This window comes from Microbulbifer sp. TYP-18 (assembly GCF_040932045.1).
GTDB lineage: Bacteria > Pseudomonadota > Gammaproteobacteria > Pseudomonadales > Cellvibrionaceae > Microbulbifer.
Map to the genome: position 1 here is coordinate 88,513 of NZ_JBFRBC010000013.1, position 14,133 is coordinate 102,645.

General features: G+C 60.3%; 14 protein-coding genes. 13 read left to right on the forward strand and 1 reads right to left on the reverse strand.

Going from position 1 to position 14,133, the window contains the following annotated elements; translation table 11 throughout:
- Positions 1–9: 9 nt before the first annotated feature.
- Positions 10–936 carry an inner membrane protein YpjD gene (locus ABVT36_RS11870; RefSeq protein WP_368456774.1) on the reverse strand — a complete coding sequence of 309 codons (927 nt, stop codon included), beginning with the start codon at positions 934–936 and terminating at the stop codon, positions 10–12.
- A gap of 154 nt (positions 937–1,090) precedes the next feature.
- Here ABVT36_RS11870 and ffh point away from each other — a divergent pair, with 154 nt between their 5' ends.
- From ffh to prfB, 13 genes are all read left to right on the forward strand, one after another.
- Positions 1,091–2,506, forward strand: a complete 1,416-nt coding sequence (ffh, locus tag ABVT36_RS11875; protein WP_368456775.1) for a signal recognition particle protein — start codon at positions 1,091–1,093, stop codon at positions 2,504–2,506.
- A 154-nt stretch (positions 2,507–2,660) separates the two neighbouring features.
- Positions 2,661–2,900, forward strand: a complete 240-nt coding sequence (gene rpsP / locus ABVT36_RS11880; RefSeq protein ID WP_367150181.1) for a 30S ribosomal protein S16 — start codon at positions 2,661–2,663, stop codon at positions 2,898–2,900.
- Positions 2,901–2,928: 28 nt separating this feature from the next.
- Positions 2,929–3,468 (forward strand): ribosome maturation factor RimM, encoded by a 540-nt coding sequence (gene rimM, locus ABVT36_RS11885; RefSeq protein ID WP_367150180.1) that lies wholly within the window; start codon positions 2,929–2,931, stop codon positions 3,466–3,468.
- Between the two features lie 4 nt (positions 3,469–3,472).
- A complete protein-coding gene (gene trmD, locus ABVT36_RS11890) occupies positions 3,473–4,246 on the forward strand; it encodes a tRNA (guanosine(37)-N1)-methyltransferase TrmD (RefSeq protein ID WP_368456776.1) in 774 nt (257 codons plus the stop codon).
- Between the two features lie 101 nt (positions 4,247–4,347).
- On the forward strand, positions 4,348–4,698 hold the full coding sequence (rplS, locus tag ABVT36_RS11895) for a 50S ribosomal protein L19 (RefSeq protein WP_368456777.1): 351 nt from the start codon (positions 4,348–4,350) through the stop codon (positions 4,696–4,698).
- Positions 4,699–5,047: 349 nt separating this feature from the next.
- Positions 5,048–5,794: a DsbC family protein gene (locus ABVT36_RS11900; protein ID WP_367150175.1), complete on the forward strand. Its 747-nt coding sequence runs from the start codon at positions 5,048–5,050 to the stop codon at positions 5,792–5,794.
- A gap of 453 nt (positions 5,795–6,247) precedes the next feature.
- A complete protein-coding gene (locus ABVT36_RS11905; protein ID WP_368456799.1) occupies positions 6,248–7,573 on the forward strand; it encodes a homoserine dehydrogenase in 1,326 nt (441 codons plus the stop codon).
- Positions 7,574–7,642: 69 nt separating this feature from the next.
- Positions 7,643–9,031: a threonine synthase gene (thrC, locus tag ABVT36_RS11910; RefSeq protein WP_368456778.1), complete on the forward strand. Its 1,389-nt coding sequence runs from the start codon at positions 7,643–7,645 to the stop codon at positions 9,029–9,031.
- 25 nt (positions 9,032–9,056) lie between these two features.
- The gene (recJ, locus tag ABVT36_RS11915; protein ID WP_368456779.1) at positions 9,057–10,781 is read left to right on the forward strand and encodes a single-stranded-DNA-specific exonuclease RecJ; all 1,725 of its coding nucleotides are present in this window, start codon (positions 9,057–9,059) and stop codon (positions 10,779–10,781) included.
- 63 nt (positions 10,782–10,844) lie between these two features.
- Positions 10,845–11,756: a DMT family transporter gene (locus ABVT36_RS11920; RefSeq protein ID WP_368456780.1), complete on the forward strand. Its 912-nt coding sequence runs from the start codon at positions 10,845–10,847 to the stop codon at positions 11,754–11,756.
- The gene (locus ABVT36_RS11925) at positions 11,757–12,392 is read left to right on the forward strand and encodes a LysE family translocator (protein WP_368456781.1); all 636 of its coding nucleotides are present in this window, start codon (positions 11,757–11,759) and stop codon (positions 12,390–12,392) included.
- A 44-nt stretch (positions 12,393–12,436) separates the two neighbouring features.
- A complete protein-coding gene (locus ABVT36_RS11930) occupies positions 12,437–12,898 on the forward strand; it encodes a hypothetical protein (RefSeq protein ID WP_368456782.1) in 462 nt (153 codons plus the stop codon).
- A 120-nt stretch (positions 12,899–13,018) separates the two neighbouring features.
- Positions 13,019–14,114, forward strand: a protein-coding gene (prfB, locus tag ABVT36_RS11935; protein ID WP_367150168.1) for a peptide chain release factor 2 whose coding sequence is annotated in 2 segments (ribosomal slippage) — positions 13,019–13,090 and positions 13,092–14,114 — 1,095 coding nt in all. Because the reading frame shifts where the segments join, the coding sequence is not laid out codon by codon here.
- The last annotated feature ends 19 nt before the right edge of the window (positions 14,115–14,133 follow it).

Genomic DNA, 14,133 nt, shown 5'->3' on the forward strand with positions numbered 1-14,133 from the left:
TGTGCAATCTCAGCCGCGCTGCAGAATGACCTCGAGTACCAGTTTGCTGCCAAAATACGCCAGCAGCAGCGCCGCGAAAGCGGACAGCGCCCAGCGCACCGCGGTGTTGCCGCGCCAGCCCAACCGCCAGTGCCCCCACAACAGGATGCTGTACAGCAGCCAAGCCAGTATGGACAGTGCTGTCTTGTGAACCAGGTGCTGGGCAAAGAGGTCGTCGACGAACAGGAAGCCGGTGACAAGGGATGCAGTAAGCAACAACTGCCCAAAGGTGATCAGGCCGAACAGCAGCGACTCCATGGTCTGCAGGGGTGGCAGCCGCCGGGTGATCAGGCCCGGATTGTGATTGTGCAACTGCTGGTTGACGTAGTGGAGATAGATGGCCTGCAGGGTAGCGATGGTCAGTAGTGAGTAGGCACAGATGGACAGCAGCGCGTGCACAGCCAGTCCCGCTGACAGCTGGTGGCGCACTGCGGCTGCGCCCCAGGGGTGGCCGGAGACAAACTCCGTCAGCGCACCGACGGGCGCCAGCACCAGGATCAGCAATTGCAGGGGATTGCGGATGGCCAGGATGAGAATCAGCAGGTTGACTGTCCAGGCCACCAGCGAAAGCATTGCCAGCAGGTCGAAACGGTACCCGGACGGGTCGGCCAGAGTGGTGACCAGGGAGCAGCCGTGCAGGACTACAGCCCCCGCAAGCAGGGCCAGCAGCAGCACTTTATTCGGCCTGATGTGCGGCTTAAGGCTCAGTGCGGCCACTGCGGCAGTGGCCAGGTACAAAGCGATTGCCGTCCAGTGGGCAAAAGTCGCCATCGATGATTCCGTATCCGGTTGCTTTAGGGCCAGCCCGGTTAGTGTGAACAGGCCCTGGCTTGGCAGTGTGGCACAGCGCGCCGAAGCTGGGAAGACTGTCCGTGCTTGCGCAGCGACGCCCGACATCGGGCCTATTTCCCCGCCAGATACCGTTGCGGCACCCGTGTTCAGCAGGCCGCCACTCTACGCTATACTGCCGCGCTTCGGAACCCCGGCGCAACCCGGAAACCCGGTGTGGTGAGCGCGGTCGGATCAATATGAAAGGGATCAAGACGTAGCTATGTTCGACAACCTGAGCGACCGCCTGTCAGGGGCGTTGAAAAAAGTCACCGGCAAGGCGCGGCTGACCGACGAAAACATCCGCGATACCCTGCGCGAAGTCCGCAAGGCGCTGCTGGAGGCGGATGTGGCCCTGCCGGTAGTCAAGACGTTTGTGCAGCAGGTGCGCACTGCGGCGGTGGGGCAGAAGGTGGGCAAGGCGCTGAACCCCGGCCAGCAGTTCGTCAAGCTGGTGCAGGATGAACTGGTTACGGTGATGGGAGAGGCGGCAGTCCCACTCAACCTCTCCGCCCAGCCACCGGCAGTCATTCTGATGGCGGGCCTGCAGGGGGCCGGTAAAACCACGACTGCAGCCAAATTGGCCAGCTATCTGCAGACCCGAGAGAAAAAGAAAGTGATGATGGTCAGTGCGGACGTTTACCGCCCCGCGGCCATCGAGCAGCTGGCGACCCTGGCGGATGAGGTCGGCGCACTGCTGTACCCCTCGGCTCCCGAGCAGAAACCGCTGGATATCGCCCGGGGCGCTGTAGACGCCGCGCGCAAGCAGTTTGCCGACGTGTTGATCGTGGATACCGCGGGCCGCCTGGCCATAGACCGGGAATTGATGGACGAGATCAGCCAGTTGCACAGCGCACTGGACCCGGCCGAGACCCTGTTCGTCATCGATGCCATGATCGGCCAGGATGCGGTGAACACCGCGAGTGCGTTTAATGACGCCCTGCCGCTGACCGGTGTCATCCTCACCAAGGTCGACGGCGATGCCCGCGGCGGCGCGGCCTTGTCGGTGCGTCATGTGACCGGCAAGCCGATCAAATTTGTTGGAGTCGGAGAGAAGGTCGATGCCCTGGAGGCCTTCCACCCGGACCGAATTGCCTCCCGCATTCTCGGTATGGGTGACATTCTGTCGCTGATTGAAGAGGCGGAGCAGAAGATCGACCGGGCCAAGGCGGAAAAGCTGGTCAAGAAAGTGCAGAAGGGCAGGGGCTTTGACCTGGAGGATCTGCGCGATCAGTTGCAGCAAATGCAGAATATGGGTGGCTTGGGTTCCCTGTTGGACAAAATGCCCGGTATGGGCAACATGGCGCAGATGGCGCAGCAGGCGGACATGGGCAAAGAGTTCAAGCGCATGGACGCCATCATCGGGTCCATGACAGTGGCCGAGCGGCGCAACCCGGATCTTCTCAACGGTTCCCGCAAACGCCGCATTACTGCCGGTTCCGGCACCCAGGTCCAGGATCTGAACCGCCTGCTGAAGCAGCACAAGCAGATGGGCAAGATGATGAAAAAGCTCAAGGGCGGCGGCATGGACAAGTTGATGCGCGGCATGGGCGGTATGCCGGGCATGGGCGGTTTGCCCGGAGCTGGTGGTGTGGGTGGCATGCCCGGTGGCCTGCCGCCGGGTTTTCGCAAGAAATGAGGGGTAAGCGCAGGGCGTCGATGGGGCGCTTTTGGACGCTATACAAAGCCCGGGCATTCCATTAGAATACGCCGCCTTTCAGCCGGGTCGGCTGTCCGCTTGATGTGTGGATCACAGTGCGGCAGTCCGATGTGTGAACATACAGGAAAGCTACATGGTAACCATTCGTTTGGCTCGTGGTGGCGCTAAGAAGCGCCCGTTTTATCACCTGACCGTTACCGACAGTCGCAACGCCCGCGACGGTCGTTTTATTGAGCGTGTCGGTTTCTTCAATCCGATTGCCCGTGGTCAGGAAGAGCGTCTGCGTGTAGATCGTGAGCGTGTCGACTACTGGGTAGGTCAGGGTGCACAGGTATCCGATCGCGTTTCCAAGCTGCTGAAAGAATCCGCATAGGCACGGCTTGCGGACAAAGAGTGCGTCTGTGGTGCAAAAGGGGCCGGATTCAGCCGGGCTGGTCACCGTTGGACGCATAACCTCGGTCTACGGTGTGCGCGGCTGGGTGAAAATCCAGTCCTTTACGGAGCCGATGGATAATGTCCTGCAGTTTTCGCGTTGGTTTCTGCGTGGGGACGGGGATTGGGAGAGGCTCCACATCGATGCCTGCCGGCGTCACGGCAAGGGGCTGATCGCGCATATTGAGGGTATCGATGACCGCGATTCGGCGGCGCGTTTTTGCCAGCGGGATATCGCCGTCATCAATTCGGACCTGCCGCAGCTGGGCGAAGGCGAGTACTACTGGCACCAGCTGGAGGGAATGCGTGTGATCAGCGCATTTGGCGGTGGTGAATACGAGTTTGGCAGGGTGTTCCGATTGATGGAAACCGGTGCCAACGATGTTCTGGTGGTGCGCGGCGGCAGTGATCGGCGCGAGCGCCTGATCCCTTATCTGCCGGGTGACTTTGTGACTGATATCGACCTGGAAGCCGGTGTGATCACCGTGGACTGGGATCCGGAATTTTGAACTGATGGCGGCTAAGCGAATCGCGCTGGTCACTATCTTTCCGGAGATGTTCGCCGCTTTGACCGATTATGGTATCAGCGGTCGAGCGGTGAGGGATGGCCTGCTGGAAGTGCGCTGTTGGAATCCACGGGACTTCACCAGTGACCGGCACCGGACCGTGGACGACCGGCCCTACGGTGGCGGTCCGGGTATGGTCATGCTCGCAGAGCCGCTGTTCCGGGCATTGAGTGAGGCCCGCACCTGGGCAGAGGAGGGGGGCGCCGAAGCGCAGACCATCTATCTCTCGCCCCAGGGGCGGCAACTGGACCAGGGTGGTGTCGGAGAGCTGGCACAGGCTGGCAATCTGGTATTGCTGGCCGGTCGCTATGAAGGGATCGACGAGCGCATCGCGGACCTGCTGATAGATCAGGAGTGGTCCATCGGCGACTATGTGCTGACTGGCGGGGAACTTGCCGCCATGGTGGTGGTGGATGCCATTACCCGCTTCATTCCCGGCGCGCTCGGTCATGACCGGTCGGCCGTGGAGGACTCCTTTGCACAGGGGTTGCTGGATTGCCCGCACTACACCCGCCCGGAGGAATACCGGGGCAGCAAGGTGCCGGATGTCCTGCTTTCCGGCAACCACGAAGAAATTCGCCGCTGGCGCCTGAGGCAGGCACTGGCGCGCACCCAGCACCGCCGCCCGGATTTGCTGCAGCGGCTGGAGCTGGATGACGAGCAGCGCGAGCTGCTGGATGAAATCCGGCGGCAAGGCGCCGCACAGGACGATGACCGCTGAGCCCGCTGGGCGGTCGAGAACAGGTCGGACTCGCCGGGAGGCGGGAGAGGTCCGGCGACCTAGCTGAGAAGCTACATAAACTGGATTTGGGAGTCTTCCAAATGACCAACAAACTGATTCAGAGCCTGGAACAGGAACAGCTGAAAAAAGAAATTCCCGCCTTTGCCCCGGGTGACACTGTCGTTGTCCAGGTAAAAGTAAAGGAAGGTAACCGCGAGCGCCTGCAGGCGTTTGAAGGTGTCGTTATAGGCCGTCGCAACCGGGGCCTGAACTCTTCGTTTACCGTGCGTAAAATCTCTCACGGCGTCGGTGTCGAGCGCACCTTTCAGACCCACAGCCCACTGGTGGAAACTATTACTGTCAAACGTCGCGGGGATGTGCGTCAGGCCAAGCTGTACTATCTGCGCAATCTTACCGGTAAAGCGGCGCGTATTAAGGAAAAACTCAAATAAGACTGGCATTGCTGGTCAAAAAAGCCGGAGCATTATTGCTCCGGCTTTTTTTTGTTCGCGGGAAAACTGCGGGCTGCCAAAAGGTGGATGGCGCTCAACACACCCGCGAGGGTGGGCGTTTTGGTCGTATATTGTCAGACAGGGAGGTGCCTTGTCTCCGGGTCTGTGACACAGGTCCTACACTTAGCTGTCGAGTTGCGGGCGGCGCTGGTGCTTTGGAGGAGAATGGGGTAAAAAGGCGCTGGGCCCGCCATCGGCGGGCAATTGCCGCCAACCGGTTTGCTACTGGCGGGAACCGGTCCGAGACCTGCAAGTCGAAACCAGGGAGCAGAACAAGGAGCAATTGGGAATGACTTATTTCAACAAACCGCTGGTGCTGGTTGGTGCGCTACTGGCACTGGTAGCAGCCGGTGCCAATGCACAGGTGGACGCGAAAGTGGCCGAGACCATCAAGGCTCGCCTCTCCGCCAGTAACCCTCAAGCCACCTATGGCGAAGTTCGCCAGAGCCCCATCCCCGGGCTCTATGAAGTGGAAGTTTCTGGGAGCACGCTGTTTGTGTCCGCGGATGGCAGTCATTTCGTTTATGGTGATCTCTATCGCGTCGACAACGCCGGTGTCGTCAACCTTTCCGAAGAGAATCGTGCCAAACAGCGGGCGCGGGTGATGGAAGAGCAGGATATTGACGACATGATCGTGTTTTCCCCCGAGAAGGGTGAGACCAAAGCGCATATCTTCGTGTTTACCGACGTGGAATGCGGATACTGTCGCAAACTGCACAATGACGTACCGGAGCTGAACAAACTTGGTATCGAGGTGCGCTATCTCGCCTTTCCGCGCGCGGGCCTGGACTCTCTCGGCTACCGCAAACTCGCCACCGCCTGGTGCGCCAAGGATCCCAACGGTACCCTGACGGCGCTGAAGAATCGTGAGAATGTGCCCTTAGAAGTATGCGACGACAATCCGGTGGCGGCCCAATACAAGTTGGGCGGTGAGGCCATCAAGGTTCGCGGCACGCCCACCATAGTGTTGGAAGACGGTACATTGATCCCCGGCTACCAGCCACCGGAACTGTTGAGCAAGGGACTCGGGATCTGAAGCTTTTTCTCTTGTTAACCCGACAATCCAATTGATGGTCCCTCATCCGTTGGATTGCGGCCCTTGAAAACCTGCGCAATCAAGCGGATGGGCTTGAGCCGGCCTTCGCCCAGAGACGCTACATCCCTGTTCCGCATTGACCCGGCAACTGGTTTGCCGGGTCAATAGCGTTTATGCCCGGCGGGTTTGTGTGACCCGCCGGGCCCCTCCATTCCTTTTCCCGCCTGACTGACTGCGGTCGTCGCGCAATTTAATTGGTCTTTTGCCCTCTGCCTCGGTAAGACTGTCGTCGCTTTTTCGTTTTTGTTACTATTTGTTGCCCTGGCGCCGGGTCTGAATTCGGCGATAGTGTAATCCCGGGAAGGCCGGGTACCGCCGCCGAATGGGTGGCCAGCAGCGCGGAGGAGTCTAGTGAGCGCAGCCATCGAACAAGCTGTTAAAGAATCACAGGAGATCCCGGCGGACAGCCGCCGTCGTCCGGTGCGCGTTGGCATTTGTGGCCTTGGCACCGTGGGCAGCGGTACGGTAAATGTCATGGCGCGCAATGGCGAGGGGATCGCCGCCCGTTGCGGCCGCCTGGTGGAAATCGTGCAGATAGGTGCCCGCCGTGACAATCCCGACTGTGACACCAGCGCCTTGAATGTCACCCGGGAAATCTTCGATGTCGCCAGCAATCCGGAGGTGGACGTGCTGGTGGAGCTGATCGGTGGCACCACGGTAGCGCGCGAGCTGGTACTTGCCGCTATCGCCAATGGCAAGCATGTGGTCACCGCCAACAAAGCGCTGATCGCCGAGTTTGGCAATGAATTGTTTGCCGCCGCAGCGGAGCGGGGGGTGTCTATTGCCTATGAGGCGTCCGTAGCCGGTGGTATTCCCATCATAAAATCCCTGCGCGAAGGGCTGGTGAGTAATCGCATCCAGTGGCTGGCGGGCATCATCAACGGTACCGGCAACTATATCCTGACCGAAATGCGCGACCAGGGCCGCAGCTTCAATGAGGCGCTGGCACAGGCGCAGGTATTGGGCTATGCGGAGGCGGATCCCACTTTCGATGTTGAAGGCGTCGACGCGGCCCACAAGCTGGTGATTATGGCCTCTCTGGCCTTTGCCATGCCGCTGCAATTCGACAAGGTATACACCGAGGGCATCAGTGGTATTGCCATCGAGGATATCCGCTATGCGGATGAACTCGGCTATCGTATCAAACACCTGGGTATTGCCCGAGCCACCGAGGATGGGATTGAACTGCGGGTTCATCCGACCCTGATCCCCCGGCGTCGCCTGATCGCCAATGTCGATGGCGTAATGAACGCGGTACTGGTACAGGGGGATGCCGTCGGCCCCACTATGTACTATGGCCCCGGAGCCGGCGCTGAGGCCACGGCCTCGGCCGTGATTGCCGATATCGTCGATCTGGCGCGCACCCTCGAAGCTGCACCCCACCAGCGGGTGCCCTCCGCCGGGGTGGCCCAGGGGGGCTGCAGAAGTGAAACCCGGGTCCTGCCTATGGAAGACGTGGTCACCAGCTACTATGTGCGTATTTCTGCACAGGACAAGCCGGGGGTGATGTCCCAAGTGGCACAAATCTGCAGTGATCAGGGCATCAGTATCGAGGCCCTGATCCAGCATGAGCCACAGCCGGGGGAAACTTTGGTCCCGGTGGTGATACTCACCAGCCGCGCCAGGGAAGTGCGGCTGAATCAAGCGGTGGCGGAGATCCAGGCCCTGGATAGCGTCCAGGGTGAAGTTGTGCGCATTCGCGTCGAAACCCTGGGCTGAGCCATTCCTACCCGCCCCCGCCGGTGATCCGGCGGGAATTCCTGAACTGCCAGCAAAGCAGAGTAGACTGTGAAATTCATCAGCACCCGCGGCCGTGCGCCGTCCCTTTCTTTCGCCGACACTGTGCTCACCGGCCTGGCCAGTGACGGGGGCCTCTATGTGCCGGAAACCCTGCCGACATTCTCCAAGGAGGAGATTCGCGGGATGGCGGGACTTGAATATCGGGAGCTGGCGGTGCGCATTATGCAGCCGTTTGTGGGCGAAGACCTCACTGAAGCTGAGTTGCGCGCTATTGTCCAGCGGGCCTACGACGGTTTCCGGCACGAGGCGATGGCGCCGCTGGTGCAGTCCGCCTCCGGTGAGTGGATACTGGAGTTGTTCCACGGACCCACCCTGGCATTCAAGGACTTCGCTCTGCAGTTTCTCGGGCAGCTGTTCGATCACCTGCTCAACAAGCGCGGTGAACGCGCAGTGGTGCTGGGTGCCACGTCGGGGGATACCGGCTCGGCGGCCATTGAGGGCTGTCGCCACTGTGACAATATCGATATTTTTATCCTCCACCCCCACAATCGGGTGTCGGAGGTTCAGCGCCGGCAGATGACCACCGTCCTTTCTGACAATGTGTTCAACATTGCCATTGAGGGCAACTTCGACGATTGCCAGAATATGGTCAAGGCCAGCTTCGCCGATCAGTCTTTCCTGCCCCCCGGGCGCCGGCTGGTGGCCGTCAACTCCATCAACTGGGCGCGCATCATGGCCCAGATCGTCTATTACTTTTACGCCGCGCTCAATCTCGGGGCTCCGGACCGAAGCGTTAATTTTTCCGTACCGACCGGTAATTTTGGTGATATCTATGCCGGTTACCTGGCCCGCCAAATGGGCCTGCCGGTCAACCAGTTGGTGATTGCCACCAATGCCAACGATATTTTGCATCGCTGCCTGAGTGACAATGACCTCTCGCCGAGGCCCCTGGTACACAGCCTGTCACCGAGCATGGACATAATGGTATCCAGCAATTTTGAACGGCTGCTGTTCGACCTCTATGATCGGGATGGCGCCGCGGTAGCGGCGCTGCTGGCTGATCGCAGTGCCGCGGTGCAACTGCCCCAGTCCGTTCTGCAGCGGGCGCAGCAGCTGTTTTCCTCCCACCGGGTCGATGACCAGCGTACCGTCAGCGTGATTCGGGAGTTCTATGAAGCCAACGGTTATCTGTTGGATCCGCATACTGCCATCGGTGTGGAGGCTGCGCGACAAGTGCGCTGCTCGCGGGAACAACCGATGGTTTGCCTCTCCACCGCGCACCCGGCAAAATTCTCCGCAGCCGTGGCCCAGGCACTGCCATCCCACCAGGTAGCACTGCCGTCGCACATGGAGGACCTGTTGCAGCGCGAGGAGCGCCTGGAGGTACTGCCAGGGGACCTGGCGCTTGTACACCGATGGATAGCCGGGGCCCTCTGATTTCACAGTCCAAGATCGAGTGAAAATGAAAAGAATAATTCAACGACGGCCAGTGGACTTGTGCGCTGGCCGTTTTGCATCTGGCACCCCGCCGATTCTGCAGCGGATACTTCTCGGCCGCGGCGTCACCGGCGCGGAAGCGCTGGAACATAGCCTGGGAAAACTGCAGTCGCCCGGTGCCATGCGGGGCCTGGAAACCGCCGTGCAGCTGCTGGCCGGGGCAGTGAGGAAGCGGGAGAAGATCCTGATCGTCGGCGATTTTGACGCAGACGGTGCCACCAGCAGTGCATTGGGGGTGTTGGCACTGGGCGCCATGGGGGGGCAGGTGGAATTCCTGGTGCCCAACCGCTTTGACCATGGCTATGGTCTCAGCCCCGAAATCGTCGCGGTGGCCGGGGATTTTCAGCCGGACCTGCTGATTACCGTGGACAATGGCATCAGCAGTGTGGACGGTGTCGCTGCCGCCAAGGCGGCGGGTATGCAAGTCGTCATTACCGATCACCATTTGCCGGGGGAGCAGTTGCCCGCCGCGGATGCCATCGTCAACCCCAACCAGCCCTGCTGTGATTTTCCCAGCAAGCATCTGGCGGGGGTGGGGGTGATCTTTTACCTGATGAGCCGACTGCGCACCGCCCTGGAGGAGAGCGGTTGGTTCCGCGACAGCGGCATAGTGGTGCCCAATATGGCCGAGTATCTGGATCTGGTGGCACTGGGTACCGTCGCGGACCTGGTACCCCTGGATCACAACAACCGCATTCTCGTGCACCAGGGCATAGCGCGTATTCGCGCAGGCCGCTGCCGTCCGGGAATCAGCGCACTGATGGAAATTGCCGGGCGCGATCAGCGCCGGCTGTGCAGCAGCGATATCGGCTTTGTACTTGGACCCCGCATCAACGCCGCCGGCCGCCTCGACGATATCGGTACCGGTATTCGCTGCCTGTTGACCGACGATCCCGGGGAAGCCCGCGCTCTGGCCGCGGAACTGGACGCTCTGAATCGCGACCGCAAAGCCATAGAGCAGGGCATGCAAAGGGAAGCCATGGCGGCGATGGAACAGTTGCGGCTCGAGGGGGAAATTCCCTGGAGTCTGTGTCTGCACGATTCGCGCTGGCACCAGGGCGTGGTGGGTATTCTGGCCGGCCGTATCAAAGACAAATTCCACCGTCCGGTAATTGCCTTTGCCGACGGGGACAATGGACTTATCAAGGGCTCGGCGCGCTCTATTCCCGGTTTGCATATTCGCGATGCCATCAGCGACGTAGTCGCCAGCAATCCGGGACTGGTCAGCAAATTCGGGGGCCATGCCATGGCTTCCGGGCTGAGTCTGCCGTTGCAGAATCTGGCGGAATTCCGCAACGCCTTCGAACAGGCCGTGCGCGACCGGCTGCATCCGTCGCAGCTGCAGGCCGTGCTCGAATCCGACGGCGAGCTGGAGGCGGCGGAGATCAGCCTGGAAACCGCCGCGTTGCTTCGCAGCTGCGCACCCTGGGGACAGGCATTTCCCGAGCCACTGTTTGATGGGGATTTCCTGTTGCTGCAGCAGCGTATTGTCGGTGAGCGCCACCTGAAAATGGTGGTGGCTCCGCAGGCGGATCCGCAGTGCCCGCTGGACGCCATCGCCTTCAATGTGGACACTGAAGAGTGGCCGCGGGAGGCGAAGAAAGTTAAGCTGGCGTACAAGCTGGACATCAATGAATATCGCGGCCGCCGGTCGCTGCAACTGCTGGTGGACTATCTGGAGCCGGCCTAGCAACCTGCTGGGTCGCAACAGAGTGTTCCCGATCAACTTCCAGCCGTAACGGAAACCCAATCGATGAATCGCAACCAATTGCGGGCGGAATTATTGCTGCTCGTGGCGGCCTTGTTGTGGGGGCTGGCCTTTGTACCGCAAAAAATCGCCATGGGGCATATGGAGCCTCTGGCATTCAATGCATGGCGCTTTATCCTCGGCGGCTTGCTGTTGATACCCATAGTCAGCTGGTTGTCATCGCGTCGCGACCAGCCAGCTGTGGCGACCGGTGGCCAAAGGCTTGAACGCGGCTGGTACGCCTGCCTGCCGGGTGGGGCAGTGTTGGGCTTTTGGTTGTTTTTGGGGGCGGCCCTGCAACAGGCCGGCCTGCTCTACACCACCGCCGGCCGCGCCGGCTTTATCACCGGTTTCTATTTGCTGCTGGTGCCGGTGATAGGCTTGTCGCTGGGCCACCGCACCAGCCGCTGGACCTGGGGGGGGATTGGCCTGGCTTTGCTGGGGCTATACCAGCTGGCCGATTTTAGTGAGAAGTCACAGCTGATTGGCGATCTCATGGTATTCGCCAGCGCATTTGTATTCGCGGTTCAGGTGCTGTCGGCAGACCACTTTGTGCGCCGGTATGATGCGCTGCGTCTGGCCTGTATCCAATTTCTGGTTTGTGGAATTTTGTCGGCAGTGGCTTCAGCGATTGCCGAAACCCCCGACCTGGGTTCGGCACTGGACGCGGCCTGGCCCATCGCCTACATGACGGTCTTCTCCACCGCCATAGCATTTACCTTCCAGCTGCTGGCACAGCGCCATGCGGCCCCATCCCACGCCACCGTCATCATGAGCCTCGAAGCCGTGTTTGCACTGGCGGCTGGCTGGCTGTTCCTACACGAACTGCTGACGGTGCACGAGCTGCTTGGCTGTGCGTTTATGTTGGCTGGTATGCTGGTGAGCCACTACGGCAACCATTCGGGGACCCATCACTAAATGAGCGCAATCGATCTGTCGGTACTCGCGCTGTTCGTACCCACGTTTTTCTTCGTGTCGGCCACACCGGGCCTGTGCATGACCCTGGCGCTGACCATGGGCATGACGCTGGGTATACGCCGCACCTTGTGGATGATGCTGGGGGAGCTGGTGGGTGTGGCGCTGGTGGCGGTGGCCGCGGTTCTCGGCATCGCCGCGCTAATGCTCAAGTATCCCCAAGGGTTTCAATTATTCAAATATGCCGGGGGTGCCTATCTCGCCTGGCTGGGCATTCAGATGTGGCGCGCCCGCGGGCGTATGGTGATGGTTGCACCCGAGCAGGGGGCCGACAGGGAAGCACCCCCTCGGGCCGCCCTGGCTCTGCAGGGCTTTGTCACCGCCGTTGCCAATCCCAAGGGTTGGGCCTTCTTTGTGGCCCTTTTGCCACCCTTTATCAATGATCGTTTGCCCCTGTTGCCGCAACTGACAATATTGGTTGCTATCATCTTGCTATTGGAAACCGTCTGCATGATGATCTATGCGTGCGGTGGCAAAACACTTGGCCGCCTGCTGCAAAGTAGTGCCAATGTACGCTTGATCAACCGTGTGGCGGGTAGCCTGATGCTCACCGTCGGAGCCTGGCTGGCGCTTGGCTGAGGCGGGGACGCCGGCAGAGTGTGTATTCCCGGGGAGGAATTTTTATGGATAGACGTATCTGGTGGTACCTGCTGGCGGTGCTGGTCCTGATCAGTGGCTGTAAACAACCGGACGGTGAAGAGCCGCTTGAAGAGCCAATAGGGGAGGCGGCTGAAAGCATCGATAAGTCCGAGGTGACGGCGGCCCCGGCGGTTTCGCCGGAGCAAATGCTCTGGGTCTATCAGGCGCGGGGCAATCGCCAGTGCGAAGGGGGCGGTATATCCCTGGAGGAGAGTGCCGGCAAATTGACCGAAAATGGTATAGCGGTGCAGGAGTCCAGCTGCGGAGGTCGCACCGACAGACTGTATCCCTCTGTCTGTGGCGGGCCTACCGGCGATATTCTGCTGCACCTGATTCACCGGGATTCCCTGGACGCGTCGCTGGAACTCGGCTTCGACCCGGTATCCCGGATAGAGTATCAGCGGCGCAGCTGTGCCCCCGCCGGCGCAAAGGGCGAGCGCTACTAAAACTAGGCTGGGGAGGGCGCTGCACAGGCCGACCCGTGCCCTGTTGGGTCAACTGGATTGAAGCGGGCGCGCTGGGGTAGAATGCGCGCCGCTTTTAGTTAGCTCGGAAGCCCGGAATCCATGGAAATCAATCCTCTACTGAACCAGTTGAAAGACCTCGAAGAGCGCACTGGCGTTCTCAGGGGGTATCTTTGACTATGCTGGCAAGAAAGAACGCCTGACCGAAGTCGAACTGGAACTGGCGGAGCCCAGTATATGGGATGATCCCGCCCGCGCTCAGGAACTTGGGCGCGAACGGGCCTCGCTGGAAGTCGTTGTTAATACCATTGGAGCCCTGGACAGCGGCATTGCGGATTGCCGCGAACTGCTGGAAATGGCCGCCGAGGAGGACGATGAGGATTCCGTAAGCGACGTTGCGCAGGAACTTCAGCACTTGCAGGAGCAGCTGGGTGTACTGGAATTCCGCCGTATGTTCTCCGGCGACAACGATGCCAACAACGCGTATCTGGATATCCAGGCCGGTTCAGGCGGTACCGAAGCCCAGGACTGGGCGGAAATGTTACTGCGCATGTACCTGCGCTGGGGCGAAGCCCACGGTTTCAAGACCACCCTGGAAGAAGTCTCTGCCGGGGAAGTGGCGGGGATCAAAAGTGCCACCATCCATTTCTCCGGCGACCATGCCTTCGGCTGGCTGCGTACTGAAACCGGTGTGCACCGCCTGGTACGCAAATCGCCCTTCGATTCCGGCAATCGCCGCCACACTTCATTTAGCTCCGTATTCGTGGCGCCGGAAATCGACGACAACATCGAGATAGAGGTGGACAAATCCCAGGTGCGGGAAGATACCTACCGCGCTTCCGGTGCCGGCGGGCAGCATGTGAACAAAACCGATTCCGCCGTGCGCCTGACCCATATAGAAACCGGTATTGTCGTAGCCTGCCAGAGCGAACGCTCCCAGCACCAGAACCGGGACAAGGCCTGGAAAATGCTGCGTGCCAGACTCTACGAGCAGGAAATACTGAAACGCAATGCTGAAAAGCAGGCGATGGAAGACAGCAAGTCCGACATCGGCTGGGGCAGCCAGATCCGTTCCTATGTGCTGGATGACCAGCGCATCAAGGATCTGCGCACCGGGGTGCAGACCAGTAACTGCCAGGCGGTACTGGATGGCGGACTGGACCAGTTTATTGAAGCCAGTCTCAAAGCCGGTCTCTGATCCAGATCTATTCCCAACC

Bases quoted from the DNA above. Each gene is read 5' to 3' on its own strand.
- ABVT36_RS11870 (WP_368456774.1), bottom strand. From the start codon at position 936: ATGTCGGGCGTCGCTGCGCAAGCACGGACAGTCTTCCCAGCTTCGGCG.
- ffh (WP_368456775.1), top strand. From the start codon at position 1,091: ATGTTCGACAACCTGAGCGACCGCCTGTCAGGGGCGTTGAAAAAAGTC.
- rpsP (WP_367150181.1), top strand. From the start codon at position 2,661: ATGGTAACCATTCGTTTGGCTCGTGGTGGCGCTAAGAAGCGCCCGTTT.
- trmD (WP_368456776.1), top strand. From the start codon at position 3,473: ATGGCGGCTAAGCGAATCGCGCTGGTCACTATCTTTCCGGAGATGTTC.
- rplS (WP_368456777.1), top strand. From the start codon at position 4,348: ATGACCAACAAACTGATTCAGAGCCTGGAACAGGAACAGCTGAAAAAA.
- ABVT36_RS11900 (WP_367150175.1), top strand. From the start codon at position 5,048: ATGACTTATTTCAACAAACCGCTGGTGCTGGTTGGTGCGCTACTGGCA.
- recJ (WP_368456779.1), top strand. From the start codon at position 9,057: ATGAAAAGAATAATTCAACGACGGCCAGTGGACTTGTGCGCTGGCCGT.
- ABVT36_RS11920 (WP_368456780.1), top strand. From the start codon at position 10,845: ATGAATCGCAACCAATTGCGGGCGGAATTATTGCTGCTCGTGGCGGCC.
- ABVT36_RS11925 (WP_368456781.1), top strand. From the start codon at position 11,757: ATGAGCGCAATCGATCTGTCGGTACTCGCGCTGTTCGTACCCACGTTT.
- ABVT36_RS11930 (WP_368456782.1), top strand. From the start codon at position 12,437: ATGGATAGACGTATCTGGTGGTACCTGCTGGCGGTGCTGGTCCTGATC.